Origin of the sequence: Alcanivorax xiamenensis, assembly GCF_009846745.1 — a bacterium.
In the GTDB taxonomy this organism is placed as follows: Bacteria; Pseudomonadota; Gammaproteobacteria; order Pseudomonadales; family Alcanivoracaceae; genus Alloalcanivorax; species Alloalcanivorax xiamenensis.
Map to the genome: position 1 here is coordinate 39,527 of NZ_AQPF01000018.1, position 21,903 is coordinate 61,429.

The window sequence follows — 21,903 nt, forward strand, 5'->3', positions numbered from 1 at the left end:
CGATTCGCTGGCAAGCCAGTTTCCCACAGCGGCTTCGAGGCCCCTCCGTGGGAAGCTGGCTTGCCAGCGAATTATCAGGACATAGAAAACCGATGACGGACCAGGACGATACACCTCTGATTCCCTTTCGCGTGCGCATGCAATCCCTGGTGTCGTTCCTGCGCCTGCTGCGCCGCCAGTTCGTCGAGGACGGTTGTCTGTCATCGGCGGCGGCGCTCACCTATACCACCTTGTTCGCCATCGTTCCGGTGATGACGGTGATGTTCACCGTGATATCGGCGATCCCGGCGCTCAACGAACGGGGGCTGGCGATTCGTCAGTGGGCGTTCCAGTATTTCGTGCCGTCCGCCGGAGATCAGATCCTCAGCCATCTGGAAGGCTTCTCGCGGCAGGCCACCAATCTCACCGTGGTGGGGGCCTTGTTTCTGGTGGTGACCTCGGTGTTGATGTTGCGCACCATCGAGCAGTCGTTGAATCGCATCTGGCGGATTGGCAAGCCGCGCAAGGGGCTGACCAGTCTGATGATGTACTGGGCGGTGTTGTCTCTGGGCCCGATCCTGCTGGGTGCGGGCCTGGGTATCAGTTCCTATCTCACTTCCGTTTCCCTGGTCACCGACACAGTGGCTTATCTGGGGGGAGACCGTTTCTGGCTGCGCGCCTTGCCGGTGGTGATGACCACCGGTTTGCTATCGTTGCTGTACATCGTGGTGCCGAACACCTCGGTGCCGATTCGCCAGGGCGTGCTCGGTGCGGTGCTGGCGGCGTTGGCGTTCGAACTGGCCAAGGGCGGCTTCGCTTTCTTTATCCGGCAGGTGCCCAGCTATCAGGTCATCTACGGCGCCTTCGCCATGGTGCCGGTGTTTTTGTTATGGATTTATATCTCCTGGATCATCGTTCTCGCCGGCGCCGAGCTGGTGCGTGGCCTGGTGGTGTTCGAGGAGTTTCGTCGCCGGGTGCCGCGCACCCAATCGTTGCTGCGCTTGCTGTGTGTGCTGTGGACACGACAACGTAACGGAGAAGTGCTACGTGATAACGAGGTGCAGCGTGTGCTGCGGGAGGCCGGCGTCACGCACTGGGACGAATTCCGTAATCTGCTCGATGACCTCGGCTTGATTTGCCGCACCGACGAGGGCGGTTATATGTTGAGCGGGGATTTACGTTCGTTGACCCTGGCGGAGCTGCTCGCCATGTTACCCTGGACCAGCGAACAGCAACTGAGTGTCAATGCCCAGGGGCTGGAACCCTGGGAGGCGGTGCTCAAGGCACGATGCGATCAGGCGCGCGAGGGCATGCGCGCGCCACTGTCGTTTGCTCTGGAAACGCTGTTCGAGAACCAGTTGTCGGAAACCGACGACGGCCCTCCGCGGGCTGGTGACCGGCACGGCGGTGAATAGATCGTAAACAGGCTCTTGGCAAGAAGGGATGAGGGATCATGATTGCCCGTCAAGTGGTGGTGCGTGGCCGTGTTCAGGGCGTGTATTTTCGTGCCAGCACCTGTGATGAAGCCCGCCAGCGCGGCGTGGTGGGCTGGGTCCGCAATCTGGACGATGGCGGTGTGGAAGCCTGGCTGGAGGGCAGCGAGGAAGCGGTCAGTGCCTTGTTGGCCTGGATGCGCCGCGGCCCGACCCGGGCGCGGGTCACTGAAGTGACGCAAACCGAACGCAGCCCGAAAGGCTACGAGGACTTCGAGGTATCCCGGTGAAACGAGTTGAACTGGTGAACGGCGATCTGCGTTTTCCGGCGTTGCTGGCCGGTGATGGCGAGCCGGTATTGTTGCTGCATGGTTTTCCGGATACCCATGAGAACTGGGCGGATATCATGGAGCGGCTGGCAGGCGCCGGTTATACCGCCGTGGCCCCGGCATTGCGCGGCTATGCGCCGTCCTGTCAGCCCGGCAGCGGTGACTATGCGCTGACCGCCGCGTTGGAGGATCTGATGGCCTTCACCGACCAGTTGGGCGGACGCCTGCACCTGGTCGGCCATGATTGGGGGGCGGTGCTGGGCTACCTGGCCTGTGCCCGTTACCCGGAAACCTTCAGCTCTTTTTCCGCGCTGGCGATCCCGCCTTTGAAGCGCTTGCCCCAGGCGCTGTTGCGGGTGCCGGAGCAGTTGGGCTTGAGCGCCTATATTCCGTTTTTCCAACTGCCATTGGCGGCGGAGACCTGGCTCAACCGCAACGATCTGGACGGTGTCGCCACGCTGTGGCGGCGCTGGTCGCCGGGCTGGGAAGGGGGACGGTATCTGGAACAGGCCAAGCACACTCTGGCCCAGCCCGGCGTCCTGGCCGCTGCCTTGGGCTGGTACCGGCACTTGCCCCGGCTATGGCGGCGGGACCTGCGTCAGGCCAGCAAAACACTGCTGGGAGAAACCCGGGTACCGACTCAGGTTCTACTGGGCGAAAGCGACGGCTGCATGAGCCCGCGCCTGTTGGACCACACCATATACCCCGCCGATTTTCCCGAGGGCTTGTACGCTCATACCGTGGAGAACGCCGGCCATTTCCTGCACCTGCAACAACCGGACGCCGTGGCGGAGCTTTTGGTGGAGCACATTCGCAGAGAAGAAGGCAGTTAGGAGTGAATAGTGAATAGTTAATAGCGAAAAAAAAAGTGCGGTTCATACGTTTTCTGTGGGAGCTTACCTGCAAGCGAATATTACTGAAAACTTGGGCAAACTCCATTCGCTTGCAAGCAAGCTTCCCACAGTAGCTAAGGCTCACCTGTTTTGGTTTTTCATTTTTTCACTGTTAACTATTCACTGTTTACTCTTAACTGCCTTGTCGGTTGTCCACTACTCTTGTCAATGCACCAGCAGGCGTGGGTGCCGCCGATGGGGATGCCGCCGACCCAGCGTACCGGTGGACGGCTGTCCAGCCAGTTACGGTAGCCACTAAGCACACCATGGCCGGCATGGGTGACATCCAGCAGGCCCTCATCCCAGGAATGCCCCGGCGTGCGCTGGTATTCCAGCAGCGCGCGTTCGCCTTCCAGCAGGGGTTTTAAAACCCAACGGAACATTTGTGGAGATAAATAGGGAAGAGGTTCACGCTCCTCCTGCAAGGCGTGATACAGCCCGCGCACGGAAATCGGGCCCCGTTCCGCCACCAGTTGAGCCGCCAGTTGTTCGCTCAGTCCCAGGCCAGTGGCCGGGTCCGGCAGTTCCAACAGGTGACGGCGCAGCGCCCGGCCGAGCATGGGCAACGCCGAGGTAGTGTGCCGGGACAGGCGGTAAAGCGCTTCGGGGTGGTTGGCGGTCACCGCGTGCCAGGCCGCTTCGCCCAGCGATAATTGCGCGGTATTGACGGTGTACCGTCGTCGCCACAACCAGTTGAGGACAAAGGGCGCCAGTTGGGTAAGACAGCGGAAACGCTTGACCCCCGGCACTGATTCCACCGCGATCAATTGCAGCGGACCGCCATGGGGATTATGGCTGAACTGGTGCAACAGCCGGGCCAGAATCAGTTGGTCCTGACTGTCGTGCTGGAACCACAATACCACGCGCCGTCCGCGCGCGACTTGCGCCAGCCGGTCCTGAATCTCTTGCTGCTCCCGTGCCACCCGTTGCCAGTCCTGTTGCCGCAGATTGGCCAGAAAGCGGCTGCGCCGCTGCCGGAACAGCGGTATCGGTTCGTTACGCAGGGGGCCGAGACTGTACGGGTCCGCCAGGCTCACTATTTCACCGACGAAGCCGGCTTCACGTAGACGTGGGGTCAGGTCCATGGCGCCGCACAGATGCAGAGTGGCCTCATCGCCGTCGGGGCTGAGGCCGTACAGCGGTTGGCTGTGTTCCAGCTCGCGAATGTGGTGGCTCTGCGAGGCCCAGTCCGCGAAACCCTGTTCTCGAGCGATGGCGCGCCGGGCATCGGCCAGGGTGAAGGGTTGACGTTGTACACGGCGTCGCGCGGCCAGCCTCAACACCGCCGGGGTGTGATGTCGGCGCGCTCCGCGAAGCAGATTGCAGGCACGGCGTTCCTGTCTTTCCAGCGTTAGATGGCCGTGTACAAAGGGGCTGGATGGAGCGGGTACTGCGGAAGACATGTCATGGTCCCTGGACATTCTTCAAACCGGTTCCTCCACCATAAATCGGTGAGGGAAACGGTCAATATGCATACCGGCGGGAACGGCCAGGTTTTCATAAGTTTTACCAATCAAATAACACAGACACGCCGATTCGCCTTTGGCTCGCTAGCTCAGCCTTGCGGACATGATTTCGCACCGTATTCGCTGCCGAGGCAGCTTCCCACAGCGGCTTCGTGGTCCCTCTGTGGGAAGCTGGCTTGCCAGCGAATCATGGGGCACCACCGGCTCACGAACCGCGATTCAAGTTCGGGGCATCCGGCCCAGGAATTCACCGATACACCGATAGGTTTCCTCGCACGCCTCCGGCACCAGATCCTCCAGATTCAGGTAAGCGTGAATCATGTCGGGAAAATGTACGTGCTGGTGAGGGACGCCGACTTGATCCAGACGATCGCGGTAGCGCAGGCCCTCATCACGCAGCGGGCACAGGCCGGCGGTGATCACCAGGGTCTCCGGCATGCCCGCGCCCATGGGCATGTACAGCGGAGAATGGGCGCGCCGGTCCTCGCCGTGCTGGAAGTAATGGTCCAAATACCATTCAATACGTGGTGTTTCCAACAAATAGCCGTGGCTGTTTTCCGTCAATGATGGCTGTTCCAGGGTGTAATCCAGGCTCGGGTAGATCAGTACCTGTCGTTGCGGGCGATGTTCGGTGTCGTCCTGCAACAGGGCGGAAATCGTGGCGGCCAAAGCGCCGCCGCCGGAGTCGCCGGCCAGCGTCAGCCACCGCTGTACCGGATAACCTTCCCGGGACAGCAGCGGGTAGAGTCCGCGTGTCACCGCCAGGCAGTCCTCCAGACCCGCCGGGTAGGGGTGTTCCGGCGCCCGCCGGTACTCCACCGACAGCAGCAGGTGCCCGCTGGCCTCGGCCAGTTTGCGGCAGATCGGATCGTACACCTGGATACTGCCGGCCATGTGCCCACCACCGTGAAAAAACAAACACACCGGCTTGCGCTGGCCCGGTGCCGGATCGTAGGCGCGTACCGTGATGGCGTGCCCGTCCGCGTCCACAACCAGATCGCGCACTTCGGCGATGTCGGGAATATCCGTGACCAGCGTTTCGGTCATCCCCGCCAGGCTGTCGCGCACCATGGCGGGAGTGGCGTCGATGCCTTTGCGGCGTTGTTCCTCGAGCAGGTGGTTGAGCCGGGTGAGCCAGGGCAACAGACTGGGGTGGAGAGTCTTGCTCAGCATGCCTCTCAACATTCCTCTCAGCATTGAAACAGCACCAGGGCTTCACCGGAACAGATCATCCGGCCATCGGCGCCGGTGCATTCGGTGGCCAGATTGACCAGCGCCTTATCGGCGCGCAGACGGGTCACGGTGACTTTGGCGGTGATCGCCTCGCCCACATCCGCGTCCTGTTCGAAGTGCAGGCTCTGCTTGAGATAGTTGGTGCCGTGGCCGGGCAGTTCCTCGCCGAGCAGATAGGAAAACAGACCGGCAATGAGCGGTTCCGGCACGGTGGCGCACCGGGCCTCCGGGAAGTCGACCAGCGCGCACCAGCGGTTCAGGTCCGCGGCGCTGAACTGACGGGAAACGGTGGCCTGGTCGCCGACCTTGAGGGCGTGAAAACGGGGCAGAGTCTCGCTCACGGGGTGTTCTCCTCGGCGCTGTGAATACGGGCGAGGCCTTCCAGGCAGACGCTGCCATCGGCCTTGATCACGCGGGTGGTGAACAGATCGTCCTGTTGCCGCGCCTCGACGATCATCGTCAACTCTTCGCCGGCATAGGCGGGGGCGGGGAACATCAGTTCCTGCATGGACAGGGTGGCGCCGGGCCAGGACCGGGCGATCAGCGCGCGCAGATGGGAAAACAACAGCATGCCATGGGACACGGTGGCGCCGAAGCGGGTCACCGAGGCGTACTGGGGGTCCACGTGAATAGGATTGTGATCGCCGCTGATCCCGGCGAAGTGATCAAAGTCCTGTTGGGACAAGGTCACGGCCTGCTCCAGCCGTGCTTTATTCAGCGCCATTGCGCAACTCCTGTTTGGTGACTTTGCCCAGGGCGTTACGGGGCAGTGCCTCCAGGCACTGGAAAACCTTGGGAACCTTGTAGCCGGCCAGCCGTTCGCGGCAGTGGGCGCGCAAGGCGTCCTCGTCGACGTTGCTGTCCGGACGCGGTACGTAGCAGGCCTTGCCCACTTCGCCCCAGCGCTGGTCGGCGATGCCCACCACCGCTACCTCGGCGATGGCCGGATGTTGCTCAAGTGCTTTTTCCACCTCGGCGGGATAGACGTTTTCGCCACCGGAGATGTACATGTCCTTCCAGCGATCGACGATGTAATAGAAGCCGTCCTCGTCGCGCCGGGCGACGTCGCCGCTGTGCAGCCAGCCGTCGGCTTCGATGGCTTCGGCGGTGGCGTCGGGCCGGTTCCAGTAACCCGGCGTGATGTTGGGGCCGCGGATCAGCAGTTCGCCGGCTTCGCCGTCGGGCACGTCACGGCCGTCGCGGTCGACGATGCGGACTTCGGTAAGCAATTGCGGACGGCCCACGGAGCCGATTTTCTCAATCACTTTGTCTTCGTCGAGCAAAAACACGGTGGGCCCGGTTTCGGTCATGCCCATGCCGGTGCGCACATGAATACCCTGATCCACATAACGCTGTGCCACGGGCAGGGACAGCGGGGCGCCGCCGCAACCCCAGGAACGCACCCGGCGCAGCCGCTCGCCGCTGAATCCCGGCTGCTCCAGCAGCGCCTGGTATACCGCCGGTACGCCGAAGAAAATCGTCGCCCGCTGTTCCAGTACGTCGAGTGCCTGTCGCGGCTCGAAATTGCGCGCCACCAGCACGGCGCCGCCGACAAAAAACACGGCGCTGGAATAGAGATTGATGCCGGCGGTGTGGAACAGCGGCAGCACGTTCAGCAATACATCCTCGCCGGTGAGATTCACCGCCAGGCCGATGTTCAGGTAATTGGCCAGCATCATGCGAAACGTCTGCACCACGCCCTTGGGCCGGCCGGTGGTGCCGGAGGTGTAGAGCAGGTACCAGGGCGTGTCCGGACTCTTTTCCGGGTGCGCGCTGAGATCCGGGGCCACCTGTTGAAGATCCTGGTGATAGTGGCGTTCCGAGCCGACCGGCTGATCCAGCGCCACCAGCGTCAGGTCGCTGAAAACGTTTCCCAAGGCGCGGGCCGCGTCGGCCAGTTCGTCACCGAAGATCAAGGCCCCGGGTTGGCAGTCTTCCATCAGAACTTCCAGTTCCGGCACCGCCAGGCGCCAGTTCAGCGGCACCAGAATCAGGCCGGCCTTGGCGCAGCCGAACAGCATGGCGAAGAACTCCGCGCGGCTGTGACCGAGCCAGGCGAGCCGGTCGCCTTCCCGCAGTCCCCAATGCTCACGGGCCGCCGCCGCCAGCCGCGCGGCCCGCTCGTTGAGTCGAGCATAGTCGTAGCGTTCGCCGTCGTGCAGATCTTCCAATGCCAGCCGGTCCGGGGTTACCCGGGCGCGTTGGGCCAGCAGGTCGAACATTTCCATTGATGCCTCCGGTTTCTTGTTCCATGGGCGCGGGGCCGTCCACTGGCCGGATCCCCGCTCCCACCTTTTTTACGGGTTCAGTTCCGACCAGCTGAAGCGGGTGACGCGGTTGCTGATCAGTGAGAACACGAATACCGAGCCGTCACCCACGGCCACCTGTTCGGCGTCGAACAGCCCGCCCGGACGGCTGCCGAGCGAGCGGTCCAGCCAGTGGCCGAGATAGTTCGGGCGAATCACACCGTTGCCGTCCGGGGTGCTGTCGTCCGGGTTGGCCCAGGCTCGCGCCACCATGTTGAAACCATCGGCCACCAGCAGGCTGTCCTGCTGCGCGTCGTAGGCCAGGCCGGCGGGCAGGAACAGCCGATCCGCTTCCAGGTTTTCCGGATGGTCGTAGGTGCCGCCACCGACACCCACCTGCCCGAGCAGGCCGCCGTTGGCCGGCGACAGGGCCTGGATCCGCTGGTTGCGCCGGTCGGTGACGTAGATACGGTCGGACAGAGCCAGCACGCTGCCGATCTGATCGAAGGTGCCGGGCGCGCCCTGTTCGAAGAACGCCGGGCCGAGACTCCAGCTATCACCCAGGTCACTGCCTTTGCTGCTGTCGACGCCACCGGCGTACCAGATCCGGTTCAACGTGCTGCTGCTGCTGTCATAGTCGAACCGCCAGGCGTAGTTGGCGAAACTGGTGAGGTACAACTCATGCTGGTCGCCGCCGCCGCGTACCGAGATCGATACCGGGTAGTTGATGTTGCTGGAGGTCAGAGCGATGCGCGGCGCCGACAGGCCGCCGGTGCGATAGCTGAGATTGAACAGCTCTTCCAGGTTGCCGTCGGCGTCGTAAATACGAACGCTGGCGTCGCCGGTGTAGGGCCAGGGCAGGGTGGCATCGGCGCCGACCAGAACGGCCACCATTTCGCCGTGGTTGCTGTCGTTGAAGGTGGCGATACCGGTGACCCCGTAGCTGATATTGGTGCCGGGGAAACGGCCCAGGAAGTTGCCGCTGCCGTCGTACATATTGATGCGGGTATTGGGCGTGTCGCTGACCAGCAGGCGGTTCTTGCCGCCGAGCCATGCCATGCCGCTGGCGGAGTGCAGTTGTCCGGCGAGGGTGCGCGGGTGACCCCAGAATTCGTGGGTGGTCTCACCGCCGACGCCGGCGGAAACGGAACAGCGCAGCAGCGTGGTGCCGCTGGAATTGGTCCAGCATTTCTTGATGCGGTTATTGCCGGCGTCGCTGACCAGGTGTACGCGGGCGTTGCTGTAGTAGGCGCCCCAGGACCAGATGTTTTCCCGATGGAAATTGCCGTTGGCATCGATCACCGGCACCAGATCGTTGGGCAACTGGAACGCGGCATCTTCATTGGCGGCGGTGGTGGGGGCACGCATCTCCACCTGATGGATACCAAGATGGCCGTAGACCCAGGTGGCCTGGGCGTCGGCGCTGCCGCTGCCGCGGTACTTCACCGGGTTGGCGTCGGTGGTGGCCGCCAGGTTGGGGAAGCGCAGGATGCGACCGTTGTAGGTATCCGCCACGTACAGGTTGCCCTGCAGGTCGGTGCGCACGCCACGGGGGCGTTTCAGATGATCGGCATTGCCGTCGTCGTCACGGATGCGTCCGAGCATATCGTCCAGCGTCAATTGCCCGGTGGCGGTATCGACGCGGAAAATCTTGATGCGATTGTTGCCGTTGTCGGCCACGTAGAGATAGGTAGCGCCGTTGTCCGGTGACTGGTAGTAGGTCATGCCCTGGGGAATACGGAAGCCGTCGCGTTTTTCCGGTTCACCGGCGTAGTCGTCGTAGTGGGTGGAATCGGTGCCGTAGTTTTTATCGACGCCGCGCAGGATCGGCCCGGCGCCGACGTACTGGCCGCTGCCATCCTGCCAGCCGACGGTCTGGATCAGGCTGACCTGGTAGTTATTGTCCGGGTCGATGCTGAACGCCTTGATGCGATGGTTGAATTCATCGGAGACGTAGATGAACCCTTGCGGCGTGATCGTCATGTTGCGCGGCAGATACAGATCCTCGCCGCCACCGTGGCCGGGCTGGCCGATGGAGGTGACGTATTCGAAATTATCGGCGCTGCCGGCGACGGTGCGGAAAAAATGCACCTGCTGACGGCCCACGTCGTTGACGTAAAGACCGGCCAGACGATCGTCATCCGCTTCGCTTTTCGACAGAAAGGCGATACCCAGTGGCGCGCGGATATCCGGAACGGCACTGGCCGGGCTGTCCGTCGCCAGGGTCTGGTCGGCGTCGTCGAGGGTGCCGATGGCGGCGCCGTTGAGATTGAGCACGCGGATCTTGTAGTCGCCCATATCCGCCACGTAGACGCGGGTCTGGGCGGCGCCGAGGGCGACGGTGTCGCGATCATAGGTGACGGTGGTGGGCGTGTTGAATTGATAGCGTTGATGCGCGGGCTCGCTGCTCAACTCCGCCGAACGGTCCTCGTCGGCGAAGGTCTGGAAGGCGCTGGCCGACAGCGGCAGGGCGCTGATCAGCGCGGCCTGGCCAAGCCGGTATAGCAGGGTGTTTCTGATCATTGTGGTTCTCCTGATTGTTGTTGTTATGCCCTGATGGAGCCCGTGAACGGGCTTGCTCTTGCTGCTTGGGCGGTTGCGCCGGAAAAGAAGGGTGTTCCGGCGGTTCGCTCTCCCGTTTGATTCGCTGCGCTTCGGTGTTTCCGTATCAGCGGGCGAGGAAGGCGGCCATGCCGCTGTCCGCTTCGTCGCTGTCGATCTGTTCCAGAAAGTGCTGACGCTCGTCATCCAGGGCGGCGCGAACCCGGTGTGGATCCGGACGCGTCAATGCCAGGGTGTGACGGACGCTGGAGGGTTGCGCCCGGCACAGCCGCCGTGCCAGCGCGAGCGCCTGATCCTGCTCCTCGCCCTCGTTCACCAGGTGCTGCACCAAACCGATGCGGTGCGCTTCCTCGGCACTCACTCGCCGGTTGAGCAACTGGATGTCGAGGGCGCGGGCGCGGCCGATGCGCTCCGGCATCAGAGCGGTCCAGCCGCCGTCCGGGCTGTAGCCCACCACCGTGTACCAGGGGGCGAAGCTGGCGCGCGGTCCGGCCACGGCGATGTCGCAGCCCAGTACCAGTCCGAGGGAGCCGCCGGTCACGGTGCCGTGTACCGCCACCACGGTGGGGCAGGGCAAGGTCAGCAGGGCCAGGATGACGTCATTGAGGCGGCCTACCACTCGATGGGCGTAGTCGCGGCGTTGGGATCGCGGTGTTTGATAGAAGCCGGCCACGTCGCCACCGGTGGAAAAGGAGCGGCCGTTGGCGTCCAGTAGCAGAGCCCTGGGGGCTTCGCCATGGGCGCGGGCCAGAGCATCGGCAAGGGCATCCAGTAATTCCGGCACTAGGGCGTTATGCCGCTCCGGGCGGTTGAGGGTGAGCCGCGCCAGGCCTTCCTGGTTCTGATAAAGCACCAACTCGTTCATGCCTTCTCCTTGCCGTCCAGGGCCAGCCCATTGCGGAACAGATCGGATATGGTAGCGACGACCTCGTCGAAGGAGCGGTCCTGGTCCCACAGGGCGAAACGCAGGCCGAGGAAATTGGACATGCCCATCAGGGCCCAGACCCGGATCTCATCGTTGCCGGGCCGCACTTCGCCTTTGCGGGTGGCGTCGGCCAGCATGCGCATGTAGCCCTTGCCGAACGCCTCGTAGTATTCGCGGAAGATCGCTTCGTCGACGAATTGCGCTTCCTGCAGCACCCGATACAGCGACGGGTTGGCGCTGACGTATTCAAGAAAAGCCCGCAGCCCCAGCTCCTCCGCCTGCAACCGGTCGCGGGCGCCGATCACGCTGGCGGCCAGATGGGCCCGCACCTTGTGTCCCATGTCGCGCACCAGTTCGCGCAGGATTTCCTCCTTGCCGGAGAAGTAGCAATACAACGTGCCCTGGGCAACGCCGGCGGCACGGGTTATATCGCTGATGCCGGCGCGGTGATAGCCAAGAGTGCCAAAGGTGTCCTCGGCGGCTTTCAGAATCCGGGCACGGGTGCGGGCACCGCGGGCGGTTTTCGGGGCGCTGGGGGCGATGTCCTTGGCGGCGGAACTCATGGGCAAATCCTGTTTTGTTATTTGAAAACTGAATCAGTAGTCATAAAAATTACGACCGGAACGTCACTGTGTCAAGTTGAACCGTGCCTCGGAGGATTTCTGGATAATTGCCGTTAATGGCTGTTTTATAGGGTTTTTTGGGAGTTTTAAGGGAGGGGGAAATAGCCAGGTAGACGAAATAATCAATTTTGTCTCCATCTTGGTGCTTGAAGAAACCTGATTCAGTTGTCATATTGTCAGCCAATGCATTTCGCCCTGTTTTGGCAAGGCGAGCTGCCACGCCGTCCGGCCGCGCCGGGACGGTTCTCGACCCAATGACAACAACCGAACAACAAGCCCACTCATCGCGCTGCCGTGCAGACGATGAAGATAGAAAGGGAGAGATAACATGAAGCAGCGTCTGCTCGCCGTAACGGCGTTCACCCTGGGTAGCCTGTCGTTTTCCGCTATCGCCCAAGCCAGCGACAGTGTCCGCATCGCCCACGTCACCGGATTCTCCGGCCCGCTTTCCGCCTACGCCAAGCAGTTGAGCGACGGCATGAGCATGGGCTTCGAATACGCCACCGATGGCACCATGGAAGTAGCTGGCCGCAAGATCGAGATCATCAATAAGGACACGCAGTCGGATCCGGCCCGGGCCCGCTCCCTGGTGGAAGAAGCCTATGCCGAGGACGATGCCAGCATCGTGGTGGGGCCGGTGGCCTCCGGCGTGGCCCTGGCCACTTTGCCGATCGCGGAGGAATACGAGCGCATCATCATGCCGGAAGGCGTGGCCGATGCCATCACCGGTGAACAATGGAACCGCTATGTCTTCCGGGTGGGTCGTAATTCCTCCCAGGACGCCGTCTCCAATGCGGTGGCACTGGGTCAGCCCGGTGTTTGCGTGGCCACCATCGCCCAGGACTACGCCTTTGGCCGGGATGGCGTGGCCGCCTATAAAGAGGCCATGACCGCCACCGGCGGCAAGGTGGTTCATGAGGAATATCTGCCCACCGATGCCACCGACTTCACCGCCGCGGCTCAGCGTCTGTTCGGCGCGTTGAAGGATCGTGACGGTTGTGACAAGGGCAAGTACATCTTTGCTATCTGGGCCGGCAGCGCCAATCCGCTCAGCCGGATTCAGGATCTGCACCCGGAGCGTCACGGCATCAAGATCGCCACTGGCGGCAATATCCTGCCCGCGTTGGCCAGCTACTCCGCCTTCCCCGGCATGGAAGGGGCTGGCTTCTATTACTTCGAATCGCCGAAGAACGAGATCAATGACTGGTTCGTGAAGGAACACTTCAAGCGTTTCAACGCGGCACCGGATTTCTTCACCGCCCAGGGCTTTTCCCAGGCCATGGCGATCACCGCCGCGCTGCGCAAGACCGAAGGGTCCACCGACAGCGAGGACCTGATCGAGGCGATGGAAGGGCTCAGCTTCGACACACCCAAGGGCGAGATGACCTTCCGCGCGGAAGACCATCAGGCGATGCAGGTCATGTATCACTTCCGCATCGAGTCGCAGGAGCGCGACGACTGGTTCGCGGATCGTACGGTCACCGCCGGCGTGCCGGTACTGGTGCGGGAAATTCCCATGGACGAAATGAAGATTCCGCTGCGCAATCAGCGCTGATCACCGCGGGGTGGCGTGCTTTCGCGCGCCGCCCGGGTCGTTCGCGGAGCTTTGGCTCCACGGTTTGAGTTTGCGTACGGGGAAGTTGTCATGGCGTCACCAACCGCCGTTCTCGAAACCCGCGACCTGACCATCCAGTTTGGTGGTCATGTGGCGGTGAATCGGGTGTCCTGCGCCTTTCAGGCGGGCACTCTGACCGCCATCGTTGGTCCCAACGGGGCGGGCAAAACCACGTGGTTCAATCTCATTTCAGGGCAACTGCGGGCCAGCGCCGGCAGTGTTCATCTGTTCAATGAGAACATCACCGATCTGGGCGTGGCCGCCCGGGCGGACAAAGGGCTGGGGCGGGCGTTCCAGCTCACCAATCTGTTTCCCGACCTTAGCGCTCTGGAAAACGTGCGCCTGGCGGTGGCGTCGCGTCACCGTATCGGCCATGTGTTCTGGCAGATGGTGTCGAAGCGCCGGGACATCACCGACCATGCCGCCGAATACCTGCGTCAGGTCAACATGCTGCACCGCGCCGATGACGTGGTGGCAAACCTGTCCCACGGTGACCAGCGCAAGCTGGAGGTGGCTCTGATGCTGGCGCTGGAACCCACCGTGTTCATGTTCGATGAGCCCACCGCCGGTATGAGCGTTGACGAAGTGCCGGTGATCCTGGATCTGATCGCCCAGATCAAACAGCGCGAAGACAAAGTGGTGTTGCTGGTGGAACACAAAATGGATGTGGTGCGCTCCCTGGCGGATCGCATCGTGGTATTGCACAACGGCGAACTGGTGGCCGATGGCGAGCCCGCCGAGGTGATCGCCTCGCCGATCGTGCAGGAAGCCTATCTGGGCGTGGCGGCGGAAACGGAGGAGGGCGCATGAGCGAGCCGACTCTGTCTCTGCGGGATGTCCACGCGGACATCGACCAATACCACATTCTGCATGGCGTTGATCTGGACGTGCCGGCGGGGGAACTGACCGTGCTGTTGGGGCGTAATGGCGCCGGCAAGAGCACCACGCTACGCACCATCATGGGCCTGACCACCCTGACCAAAGGGCAGGTGCGGTTCCAGGGGCGCGACATTGGCGGTACGGCGACGCCGGCCATCGCCCGTGGCGGCATTGCTTTCGTACCGGAAAACATGGGCATCTTCGGTCAGCTCACGGTGCGGGAAAACATGGTTCTGGCGGCGGTCAGCGGTGTCATGGACGAGCAGCGCCTGGACTGGATTTTCGAAGTGTTCCCGCCGTTGAAAAAATTCTGGAACCGCGCCGCCGGTAATCTTTCCGGCGGACAAAAACAGATGCTGGCGATTGCCCGGGCGGTAATCGAACCGCGTGAGTTGTTGCTGGTGGACGAGCCCACCAAGGGGCTGGCGCCGGCCATCATCAATGATCTCGCCGATGCCTTCGAGCAACTCAAACAACAACAGGTGTCGATCCTGCTGGTGGAACAGAACTTCAACTTTTCCCGGCGTCTTGGCCAGTCCGTGGCGGTGATGAGCGACGGACACATCGTACACCGGGGCACCATGGCGGAACTCGCCGAGGACGAGGATCTGCAGCACGAGTTGCTGGGTCTGGGCCTCGGCGCGCACCAATAAGGAGAACAGAGCATGTCCGCTCCTCAAGATACTTTTGACGCCGACACCAGCAACAGGTCGTGGTGGGAGAGACTGCGCGCGTTCCAGCAGGACAAGCCGCACCTGTTCCTGCTGTTGATCATGGTGATGGTCCCGCTGTTCCTGATGAACCCTTCCACCTGGGCCGTGCTCACTCTGAGTGGTCTGGCGATGGGGGCGATGCTGTTTTTGATGGCATCCGGCATGACCTTGACCTTCGGCCTGATGAACGTACTGAATCTGGCCCACGGTTCCTTTATTTCCCTTGGCGCCTTCGCCGGCGCCACCGTGCTCACCATGTGGCTGAACGATTACACCAGCGGTTCACTGTGGGTCAATCTGGTGGCGGTGGTTCCGGCGCTGCTGTTCGCGCTGGTGGTGGCGGGGTTGCTCGGTGTGTTGTTCGAGCGGCTGGTGATCCGTCCGGTTTACGGTGATCACCTCAAGCAGATTCTGGTCACCGTGGGCGGCTCCATCATCGTCATGGAGCTGCTGCAGGTGATCTGGGGCTCCAACGAAATTCCGGTGCCGCGGCCGGAGGCGCTGCGCGGCGCGCTGCTGATCAGCGATGCGATTCCCGTTATTGGCGGCATCGCCCTGGAAAAATACCGTCTGCTGGCGGTGGTGCTGGGGTTGGCGGTGTACGCGCTGATGTTGTGGGTGATCGACCGTACCCGCCTGGGCATTCTGATCCGCGCCGGGGTGGAAAACCGCGAGATGGTGGAGGTGCACGGCTACCGCATCCGTTTGCTGTTCCTGGCGGTGTTCGTGGCCGGCTCCGCCCTGGCCGGCATCGGTGGCGCCATGTGGGCCATGTACCGGGAAATCATCACCGCGCACATGGGTGAGGAACTGATGATTTCAGTGATCGTGGTGATCATTCTTGGGGGGCTCGGTTCGGTGCGGGGCTGTTTTTATGGCGCCATGCTGGTGGGCCTGATCAATCTCTACGTGGGCTTTCTGGAGCCGCGCCTGGCGGCGGTGGCCACCGTTGGTCTTATGGTGGCGGTGTTGATGTGGCGGCCCCAGGGCCTGATTCCGGTCATCAAGGTGTGAGGAGAGAAACATGCTGAAGACCTTGCTTTCCGGAGATTATCCGCGCAGCCGTCCACTTGCCGTGGTGCTGGTTTTGATGTTCCTGTGTCTGGCACTGGGGCCGTTCCTGTTCCCTGGTACCCGGGCGTTTTCCACGCTGGGCATGATTTGTGTGTTTGTGATCGTGGTGGCCTCCTACGATTTGATGCTGGGGTATACCCACATCGTGTCCTTCGCTCATACCATGTTTTTCGGCATCGGCGCCTATGGCGTGGCAATGACCATGGAGGCCATGGGCAAAGGCTTTGCTCCGATCTTTATCGGTCTGGGCGCGTCCCTGCTGGTCAGCTTGTTGTTGGCGTTGTTACTGGGGCTGTTGTCGTTGCGGGTGAAGGCGATCTTCTTCGCGCTGGTGACACTGGCGGTGGCGTTCGCGTTTCTCAGTCTGGTGACCCAGCTGTATCACCTCACCGGTGGTGAGGATGGGTTGCGTGTACGGGTACCGCGTGAACTGGGCCCGGCGTTCAAACCTTTTGATGGCGAACTGCGCGGTTTCAGTATCACCACTTTCCTGGGCGGATTGTTTACCGATCCGGGTAATCTGGGTGAGGTGTGGCGGGAATCCGTGTTCAAGGCGCGTATCACGGGCCGGGATCTGATGTATTACATCACTTTCTTCGTCACCGTCGGCGTGTTCCTGTTTCTGCTGCGTTTGGTGAATTCGCCATTCGGGCGGGTACTGCAAGCGATTCGGGAGAATGAATTCCGTGCCCAGGCGCTCGGTTACCGGACCGTGTTCTACCGTACCGCGGTGGTGATCATCTCCGCTCTGCTGGCGACGTTGGCCGGCGTGCTGTTCGCGCTGATCAACCGTTATGTGAATCCGGAGAACACGCTTAATTTCGAGCTGATGGTGTTCATTCTGCTGATGTGCGTGATCGGTGGCATGGGCACGCTTTATGGCTCGGTGGTGGGCGCGGTATTGTTCCTGTTGGCGCAGAATTATCTGCAGGATGTGCTCAAGTGGCTCGGTAGCGGTCTGGAACCGGGCACGCTGCTGGCGGAGCTGGTGGGGCCGGAGCGCTGGTTGCTGTGGTTCGGCCTGCTGTTCGTGCTCAGTGTGTATTTCTTCCCCGCTGGCATCGTCGGTCAGTTGCGGTTGTGGGCACGGCGGTCCTCATCCCGGAAACAGGGAAACGGCGACGACGCCACGTCGGCCGGCGAGCAGGAAAGCGGTAACAAGGGCGAGGACGGCCCGGTGGTGTCATGAACCGGGATGCAGTAGCACAGGAGAGTAGTGGAATGGGAGAGCAAGCGGGACGTCTGCACGGCAAAGTGGCGCTGATCACCGGTGCCGCTCGTGGTATTGGTCGGGGTATCGCCGAGCGCTATGCCCGGGAGGGCGCCCGGGTGGCGGTGGCCGACCTGGATGGTGACAGCGCCGGGGAAACCGCGGCGGCGATTCGGGCCGCCGGCGGCGAGGCCATGGCGGTGACCATGGACGTCACCGACGAAGCGGCGGTCAGCGAAGGCGTCCGCGCCGTGGTGGCCGCCTGGGGCGGTCTGGACGTGGCGTTCGCCAACGCCGGTATCCAGCACATCGACCCGCTGGATCAATTGTCCTTCGCCAATTGGCGCAAGGTCATGGCGGTGCATCTGGATGGCGCGTTTCTGCTCACCCGGGAGGCGCTGCGAGCCATGTACGCCAGCGGTGGCGGTACCATGTTGTACATGGGATCGGTGCATTCCCTGGAGGCCTCACCGCTGAAAGCACCTTATGTCGCCGCCAAGCACGCCTTGCTGGGCCTGTGCCGCTCGGTGGCGAAGGAGGGCGCTGCCCACGGTGTGCGCAGCAACATCATCTGTCCCGGCTTCGTCCGCACCCCGCTGGTGGGCAAGCAAATCCCGGAACAGGCCAAGGAACTCGGCATCTCCGAGGAGGAAGTGATCCGCGACGTCATGCTCAAGAACACCGTGGACGGCGAATTCACCACCGTCGACGACGTCGCCGAACTGGCCCTGCACCTGGCATCCTTTCCCTCCGCCGCGCTTACCGGGCAATCAGTGGTGGTCAGCCATGGGTGGCATATGGGATGAGAGAAGCAGGGAATAGTGAATAGGGAACAGTGAATAGCTGCGCGGGATGCGCCGGTTGGAAGCTAAAAACAAAGAGGCCGCGCCCAGATGATGGATGCGGCCTCTTTACTTTCATATTCCTGGAAATAGGGCTCACGTTTAAACGCGGGCTATACGCTTTCGGTGCCTGCCCGCTTTTCTCGCGAGCTATTCATTGTTCCCTATTCACTATTCACTGCTTTGACGGGAGCCCGGTTCCATCCATGGAACCTGGAGATCGATCAGGCCTTCAAGGGGTCACGGAAGGGTATCTGAAGGGGGCTCGCCGAACCGCAAAGATACTGTACAAAAGAACAGTGTGTCAAGGTTCGGCGGTGGCGATCAGTCGTCCTCGCCTTCCGGCAGGGTGATGTTCAGTTCCAGAACCTCACAGCCGGACTCCCGGTCCACTTGCACATTGACCGCCTCCGGGTCCACCGGGACGTATTTGCGTACCACCGCCAGCAGTTCTTCCTGCAACTGTGGCAGATAGTCGGGGCCGCCGCGTCCGCTGCGTTCGCGGGCGACGATGATTTGCAGCCGCTCCTTGGCGGTGGAGGCGGTATTCTGCTTCTTAGGCAGCAAGTAACTGAAGATGCCCATGATTTAGCCTCCGAACAGTCGTCCAAACAATCCTTTCTTGGCGGCGGTGAGGAAGCGGTGGGGGCGTTCCTCGCCGATGAACCGCGCCACGGCGTCGGCGTAAGCCAGGCCGGCATCGGATTCCAGATCCAGGATCACCGGCGCGCCGGAGTTACTGGCATTGAGCACGGCTTGTGATTCGGGAATCACGCCGAGCAGGTCCACGGCCAGGATTTCCTGCACATCGCCCACCGACAGCATCTCGCCGCGCTCCACCCGCTCCGGGGAGTAGCGGGTCAGCAGCAGCCGGGCGGGAATATCACCTTCGCCCTGTTCGGCCATGCGGGTCTTACTGGAGAGGATGCCCAGGATGCGGTCGGAGTCACGGACACTGGACACTTCCGGGTTGGTCACCACGATCGCTTCGTCGGCGAAGTAGGCGGCCATCAGCGCGCCTTTCTCGATTCCCGCCGGGCTGTCGCAGATCACGTATTCCATCTCCATGTCGCGCAGGCCGTTGAGGACCTTCTCCACCCCTTCCTGGGTCAGGGCGTCCTTGTCGCGAGTCTGGGAGGCGGGCAGGATGAACAGGTTCTCCACCCGTTTGTCCTTGATCAGGCCCTGCTTGAGGTTGGCGTCACCGTTGATCACGTTGACCAGGTCGTAGACCACGCGGCGCTCGCAACCCATGATCAGGTCCAGATTCCGCAGACCCACATCAAAATCGATTACCGTGGTTTTATGGCCACGCATGGCGAGACCGGTTGCCAGGGCGGCGCTGGTGGTGGTCTTGCCCACTCCTCCCTTGCCGGATGTCACGACCACGATTTTTGTCACGATCTCTTCTCCTCGAAGTCCTTGCAGACGTAGGTGCGAGCCGTTGCCGGTACCGGCAACGACGGGTTCTCAGCTTTTGCCCATCAGATCGGCGAAGCACATGGCGTCGCCGTCCAGGCTCATTTGCACGGGTTTGCGTCGATAGGCGTCCGGCAGATCCTCGGCGACCCGGTAATGACCGGCGATGGACACCAGTTCCGCGTCCAGATCCTGACAGAAGATCCGTGCCGCCTCATTGCCTCGCACGCCGGCCAGAGCCCGTCCGCGCAGCGTGTTGTAGATATGAATATTGCCTTCGGCCAGCAATTCGGCGCCGGTGCTCACCGGCGCCAGCACGATCAGATCGCCACGGGCATAGACCTGCTGGCCGGAGCGCACCGGTTGCTCCACCACCAGAGTGTCCTCGGCGGCGGCCGGGGCGGCCTTGCTGTTGCCGGAGCGTGCCGGCGGCTCACCGCGGGCCACATCGCGGCCATTGGCCAGGTTGATGCTGCCCAGGCCAAGCATGGCGGCCACCTGGTCGTCCAGCTCCGGGTGGCGGGCCAGGGCGACCAGATTGACGCCCAGCCCGCGCAAGGTGTCCACGGCGGTCAGCAGCTCCACCTGGGAGGCGTCTTCCGGATGGGCCACGTCCACCACCACCGGCGCGTCCAGCAGCCACTGGGCGGCGTCTTCCAGGCGTTGGGAGATTTGTTGATGCAGACTGCGGGAGTCCAGATCCTTGAGATAGAGGACCGTCGCCATCAGCATGCGGCCCTTGAATTCGAAACTTGCCTTTTCCTCGATGGAAACTGTCATTGACTGGGTCTTTTTACCTGCTTATTGGGTCGAAGGCGGCCGCCGGAGCGGTCCCGGCCCCGGGGGAGCCCGCCGATGAGCGGGCCTTTGGAGGGCACTCGACATATCCGGCAAAGCGTAGACGAAACCGACAAGCGGCGAAAGACGCGCGACCCACGGTCATTGTTAAATTTGCCAATGTTGGGACCCGTCGATCAAAAAATCGCCGGGAGCGATTTTTGACGTCGCGCCAGCGACGGCCCGAAGGGCGGTGGCCAAGGACGGCAAACCGCAAAAAATCGCCTGGAGCGATTTTTGACGTCGCGTCAGCGACGGCCTGGAGGGTGACCGCCATGGACGGTGGTCACAAAAAATCGCCTGGAGCGATTTTTGACGTCGCGCCAGCGACGGCCCGAAGGGCGGCCTTGTACCCTGGTCCGTGGCTGATTGAGTACCGCGGCAGCGAATGACTGGTGGACGGATTATCCCCTGATTTGCCATATTTGGTGATGACGACTGAGCGGGTGTTGGTTTTCAAGAGGAGATTGGAATGACTGAAATCAATATAGGAATAGGGCCTGAAGACAGAGAGAAAATCGCCGAAGGGCTGAAACGTCTTCTGGCGGATTCTTATACCCTGTATTTACAAACGCACAACTTTCACTGGAATGTAACCGGCCCCCAGTTCAGAGAACTGCATCTCATGTTTGAAGAGCATTACACTGAATTGGCGGTGGCCGTGGATGACATAGCGGAGCGTATCCGCACTTTGGGGGTGGCGGCTCCGGGCACCTATAAGGAGTTTTCGCGCTTGAGCTCCATTAAGGAAGTGGAGGGCGTGCCCGGTTCGGAAGAAATGGTGGATTTGCTGACGAAAGGCCATGAGCAGGTGGTGAGGACCTCGAGAGAGGTGTTGACGTTGGCGCAATCAGCGGATGACGAATCAACCGCGGCGCTGGTCTCGGATCGTATGCGGATCCACGAAAAAACCGCGTGGATGCTGCGTGCCACCCGAAAGTGAGTCCGAAAGTGAGTCAGAGTATCTTGCTCTCTGCCTGATAAGCGTCGAAGCAGACGGGCAGGCACGGGGCAAGACCCGCCCCTTCTCACGCACGGAGGAGAGTTGGCGGTCAGCGTGCCAGGACGCGGGAGAAGCACGGTCCTGGCACGCTGACCGCCAACTCTCCACGAGCTCCACGGGCTCTCGCTCCGAATCTGGCCGGGCTATGATTGCCCGAGGACAATAAGCTCAAGACAGGAATTCAACAGCACCTGCCTTAAAGGTCACTGCCTGGGTTGTCTTCGAATCATGAATACGTATCAAGGAAGCTGTCATTGCCAGTCAGTGGTATTCGAGGTCAGGTGCAGCCTGGACATGGCCTATATGTGTGACTGCTCCATCTGCTCAAGGAAAGGGGCGGGAATGGTCTACGCGGAACAAGCCGATTTTAAGCTGTTAAGGGGAGAGCACAGTCTGGGGTGCTATCAGTTCAACACTAAAGTGGCCGAGCATTATTTCTGCAGGACCTGTGGGATCTATACGCACCATAAGCCCCGCACTTTACCCGGTAAGTACGGTATAAACACAGGGTGTTTACAGGGCATCGATCCATTCAGTCAGGAGGTCACGAAGGTGAATGGCGCTTCCAGGTAGTCGTTACCGGCGGTCTGGCCATACAGGATTTATTGTTTTTGTGTCTGAT

At 61.8% G+C, this 21,903-nt stretch carries 22 protein-coding genes; 11 read left to right on the forward strand and 11 right to left on the reverse strand.

What is annotated here, in order from left to right; genetic code table 11:
• The first annotated feature begins 92 nt into the window (after window positions 1-92).
• From A6D6_RS12210 to A6D6_RS12220, 3 genes are read left to right on the forward strand one after another with little or no spacing between them, the layout of a single operon-like run.
• Complete coding sequence (locus tag A6D6_RS12210; protein WP_133492517.1) at window positions 93-1,394, forward strand: YihY family inner membrane protein; 1,302 nt, start codon at window positions 93-95, stop codon at window positions 1,392-1,394.
• 38 nt (window positions 1,395-1,432) lie between these two features.
• Entirely contained in the window at window positions 1,433-1,702 is a 270-nt protein-coding gene (locus tag A6D6_RS12215; RefSeq protein WP_133492518.1) for an acylphosphatase, read from the forward strand.
• Window positions 1,699-2,574 (forward strand): alpha/beta fold hydrolase, encoded by an 876-nt coding sequence (locus A6D6_RS12220; RefSeq protein ID WP_159660876.1) that lies wholly within the window; start codon window positions 1,699-1,701, stop codon window positions 2,572-2,574. Before A6D6_RS12215 ends, A6D6_RS12220 begins: the two co-directional genes overlap by 4 nt.
• Window positions 2,575-2,750: 176 nt before the next feature.
• On the opposite strand, the gene A6D6_RS12225 is transcribed toward A6D6_RS12220, so the two are convergent.
• From A6D6_RS12225 to A6D6_RS12260, 8 genes are all read right to left on the reverse strand, one after another.
• The gene (locus A6D6_RS12225; RefSeq protein WP_159660877.1) at window positions 2,751-4,037 is read right to left on the reverse strand and encodes a DUF1835 domain-containing protein; all 1,287 of its coding nucleotides are present in this window, start codon (window positions 4,035-4,037) and stop codon (window positions 2,751-2,753) included.
• 282 nt (window positions 4,038-4,319) lie between these two features.
• Window positions 4,320-5,273, reverse strand: a complete 954-nt coding sequence (locus A6D6_RS12230; protein ID WP_159660878.1) for an alpha/beta hydrolase — start codon at window positions 5,271-5,273, stop codon at window positions 4,320-4,322.
• 17 nt (window positions 5,274-5,290) lie between these two features.
• On the reverse strand, window positions 5,291-5,674 hold the full coding sequence (locus A6D6_RS12235; RefSeq protein WP_133492522.1) for a hotdog family protein: 384 nt from the start codon (window positions 5,672-5,674) through the stop codon (window positions 5,291-5,293).
• On the reverse strand, window positions 5,671-6,057 hold the full coding sequence (locus A6D6_RS12240; RefSeq protein ID WP_159660879.1) for a MaoC/PaaZ C-terminal domain-containing protein: 387 nt from the start codon (window positions 6,055-6,057) through the stop codon (window positions 5,671-5,673). Before A6D6_RS12240 ends, A6D6_RS12235 begins: the two co-directional genes overlap by 4 nt.
• Entirely contained in the window at window positions 6,044-7,561 is a 1,518-nt protein-coding gene (locus tag A6D6_RS12245; protein WP_159660880.1) for an acyl-CoA synthetase, read from the reverse strand. Before A6D6_RS12245 ends, A6D6_RS12240 begins: the two co-directional genes overlap by 14 nt.
• A 69-nt stretch (window positions 7,562-7,630) precedes the next feature.
• Window positions 7,631-10,102: an NHL repeat-containing protein gene (locus tag A6D6_RS12250; RefSeq protein WP_159660881.1), complete on the reverse strand. Its 2,472-nt coding sequence runs from the start codon at window positions 10,100-10,102 to the stop codon at window positions 7,631-7,633.
• Window positions 10,103-10,247: 145 nt separating this feature from the next.
• Window positions 10,248-11,006, reverse strand: a complete 759-nt coding sequence (locus A6D6_RS12255; RefSeq protein WP_133492526.1) for an enoyl-CoA hydratase/isomerase family protein — start codon at window positions 11,004-11,006, stop codon at window positions 10,248-10,250.
• A complete protein-coding gene (locus tag A6D6_RS12260) occupies window positions 11,003-11,629 on the reverse strand; it encodes a TetR/AcrR family transcriptional regulator (protein WP_159660882.1) in 627 nt (208 codons plus the stop codon). The genes A6D6_RS12255 and A6D6_RS12260 overlap by 4 nt, the downstream gene beginning before the upstream one ends.
• Window positions 11,630-12,017: 388 nt before the next feature.
• On the opposite strand from A6D6_RS12260, the gene A6D6_RS12265 reads away from it, so the two are divergent.
• The 6 genes from A6D6_RS12265 to A6D6_RS12290 all read left to right on the forward strand — a co-directional run bounded on the left by A6D6_RS12265 (window position 12,018) and on the right by A6D6_RS12290 (window position 17,986).
• Window positions 12,018-13,244, forward strand: a complete 1,227-nt coding sequence (locus tag A6D6_RS12265; protein ID WP_159660883.1) for a substrate-binding domain-containing protein — start codon at window positions 12,018-12,020, stop codon at window positions 13,242-13,244.
• A gap of 90 nt (window positions 13,245-13,334) precedes the next feature.
• Window positions 13,335-14,114 (forward strand): ABC transporter ATP-binding protein, encoded by a 780-nt coding sequence (locus A6D6_RS12270; RefSeq protein WP_159660884.1) that lies wholly within the window; start codon window positions 13,335-13,337, stop codon window positions 14,112-14,114.
• The gene (locus tag A6D6_RS12275; RefSeq protein ID WP_159660885.1) at window positions 14,111-14,836 is read left to right on the forward strand and encodes an ABC transporter ATP-binding protein; all 726 of its coding nucleotides are present in this window, start codon (window positions 14,111-14,113) and stop codon (window positions 14,834-14,836) included. The genes A6D6_RS12270 and A6D6_RS12275 overlap by 4 nt, the downstream gene beginning before the upstream one ends.
• Before the next feature lie 12 nt (window positions 14,837-14,848).
• Window positions 14,849-15,910 carry a branched-chain amino acid ABC transporter permease gene (locus A6D6_RS12280; protein ID WP_159660886.1) on the forward strand — a complete coding sequence of 354 codons (1,062 nt, stop codon included), beginning with the start codon at window positions 14,849-14,851 and terminating at the stop codon, window positions 15,908-15,910.
• Window positions 15,911-15,920: 10 nt separating this feature from the next.
• Window positions 15,921-17,159: a branched-chain amino acid ABC transporter permease gene (locus A6D6_RS12285; RefSeq protein ID WP_159660887.1), complete on the forward strand. Its 1,239-nt coding sequence runs from the start codon at window positions 15,921-15,923 to the stop codon at window positions 17,157-17,159.
• A 32-nt stretch (window positions 17,160-17,191) separates the two neighbouring features.
• The gene (locus tag A6D6_RS12290) at window positions 17,192-17,986 is read left to right on the forward strand and encodes a 3-hydroxybutyrate dehydrogenase (protein ID WP_159660888.1); all 795 of its coding nucleotides are present in this window, start codon (window positions 17,192-17,194) and stop codon (window positions 17,984-17,986) included.
• Window positions 17,987-18,346: 360 nt separating this feature from the next.
• Here the strand turns inward: A6D6_RS12290 and minE are convergent, their stop codons facing one another.
• The 3 genes from minE to minC all read right to left on the reverse strand — a co-directional run bounded on the left by minE (window position 18,347) and on the right by minC (window position 20,221).
• Window positions 18,347-18,607 carry a cell division topological specificity factor MinE gene (gene minE, locus A6D6_RS12295; protein ID WP_022994509.1) on the reverse strand — a complete coding sequence of 87 codons (261 nt, stop codon included), beginning with the start codon at window positions 18,605-18,607 and terminating at the stop codon, window positions 18,347-18,349.
• Window positions 18,608-18,610: 3 nt separating this feature from the next.
• Window positions 18,611-19,423 (reverse strand): septum site-determining protein MinD, encoded by an 813-nt coding sequence (gene minD, locus A6D6_RS12300; protein WP_159660889.1) that lies wholly within the window; start codon window positions 19,421-19,423, stop codon window positions 18,611-18,613.
• Window positions 19,424-19,492: 69 nt separating this feature from the next.
• Window positions 19,493-20,221 (reverse strand): septum site-determining protein MinC, encoded by a 729-nt coding sequence (gene minC, locus A6D6_RS12305; RefSeq protein WP_159660890.1) that lies wholly within the window; start codon window positions 20,219-20,221, stop codon window positions 19,493-19,495.
• Between the two features lie 529 nt (window positions 20,222-20,750).
• Here minC and A6D6_RS12310 point away from each other — a divergent pair.
• A complete protein-coding gene (locus A6D6_RS12310; protein ID WP_133492535.1) occupies window positions 20,751-21,221 on the forward strand; it encodes a Dps family protein in 471 nt (156 codons plus the stop codon).
• A 288-nt stretch (window positions 21,222-21,509) separates the two neighbouring features.
• A complete protein-coding gene (locus tag A6D6_RS12315; protein ID WP_159660891.1) occupies window positions 21,510-21,854 on the forward strand; it encodes a GFA family protein in 345 nt (114 codons plus the stop codon).
• Window positions 21,855-21,903: the final 49 nt, after the last annotated feature.

Bases quoted from the DNA above. Each gene is read 5' to 3' on its own strand.
- A6D6_RS12210 (WP_133492517.1), top strand. From the start codon at position 93: ATGACGGACCAGGACGATACACCTCTGATTCCCTTTCGCGTGCGCATG.
- A6D6_RS12215 (WP_133492518.1), top strand. From the start codon at position 1,433: ATGATTGCCCGTCAAGTGGTGGTGCGTGGCCGTGTTCAGGGCGTGTAT.
- A6D6_RS12225 (WP_159660877.1), bottom strand. From the start codon at position 4,037: ATGTCTTCCGCAGTACCCGCTCCATCCAGCCCCTTTGTACACGGCCAT.
- A6D6_RS12230 (WP_159660878.1), bottom strand. From the start codon at position 5,273: ATGCTGAGCAAGACTCTCCACCCCAGTCTGTTGCCCTGGCTCACCCGG.
- A6D6_RS12240 (WP_159660879.1), bottom strand. From the start codon at position 6,057: ATGGCGCTGAATAAAGCACGGCTGGAGCAGGCCGTGACCTTGTCCCAA.
- A6D6_RS12245 (WP_159660880.1), bottom strand. From the start codon at position 7,561: ATGGAAATGTTCGACCTGCTGGCCCAACGCGCCCGGGTAACCCCGGAC.
- A6D6_RS12250 (WP_159660881.1), bottom strand. From the start codon at position 10,102: ATGATCAGAAACACCCTGCTATACCGGCTTGGCCAGGCCGCGCTGATC.
- A6D6_RS12255 (WP_133492526.1), bottom strand. From the start codon at position 11,006: ATGAACGAGTTGGTGCTTTATCAGAACCAGGAAGGCCTGGCGCGGCTC.
- A6D6_RS12260 (WP_159660882.1), bottom strand. From the start codon at position 11,629: ATGAGTTCCGCCGCCAAGGACATCGCCCCCAGCGCCCCGAAAACCGCC.
- A6D6_RS12265 (WP_159660883.1), top strand. From the start codon at position 12,018: ATGAAGCAGCGTCTGCTCGCCGTAACGGCGTTCACCCTGGGTAGCCTG.
- A6D6_RS12270 (WP_159660884.1), top strand. From the start codon at position 13,335: ATGGCGTCACCAACCGCCGTTCTCGAAACCCGCGACCTGACCATCCAG.
- A6D6_RS12275 (WP_159660885.1), top strand. From the start codon at position 14,111: ATGAGCGAGCCGACTCTGTCTCTGCGGGATGTCCACGCGGACATCGAC.
- A6D6_RS12280 (WP_159660886.1), top strand. From the start codon at position 14,849: ATGTCCGCTCCTCAAGATACTTTTGACGCCGACACCAGCAACAGGTCG.
- A6D6_RS12285 (WP_159660887.1), top strand. From the start codon at position 15,921: ATGCTGAAGACCTTGCTTTCCGGAGATTATCCGCGCAGCCGTCCACTT.
- A6D6_RS12290 (WP_159660888.1), top strand. From the start codon at position 17,192: ATGGGAGAGCAAGCGGGACGTCTGCACGGCAAAGTGGCGCTGATCACC.
- minE (WP_022994509.1), bottom strand. From the start codon at position 18,607: ATGGGCATCTTCAGTTACTTGCTGCCTAAGAAGCAGAATACCGCCTCC.
- minC (WP_159660890.1), bottom strand. From the start codon at position 20,221: ATGACAGTTTCCATCGAGGAAAAGGCAAGTTTCGAATTCAAGGGCCGC.
- A6D6_RS12310 (WP_133492535.1), top strand. From the start codon at position 20,751: ATGACTGAAATCAATATAGGAATAGGGCCTGAAGACAGAGAGAAAATC.
- A6D6_RS12315 (WP_159660891.1), top strand. From the start codon at position 21,510: ATGAATACGTATCAAGGAAGCTGTCATTGCCAGTCAGTGGTATTCGAG.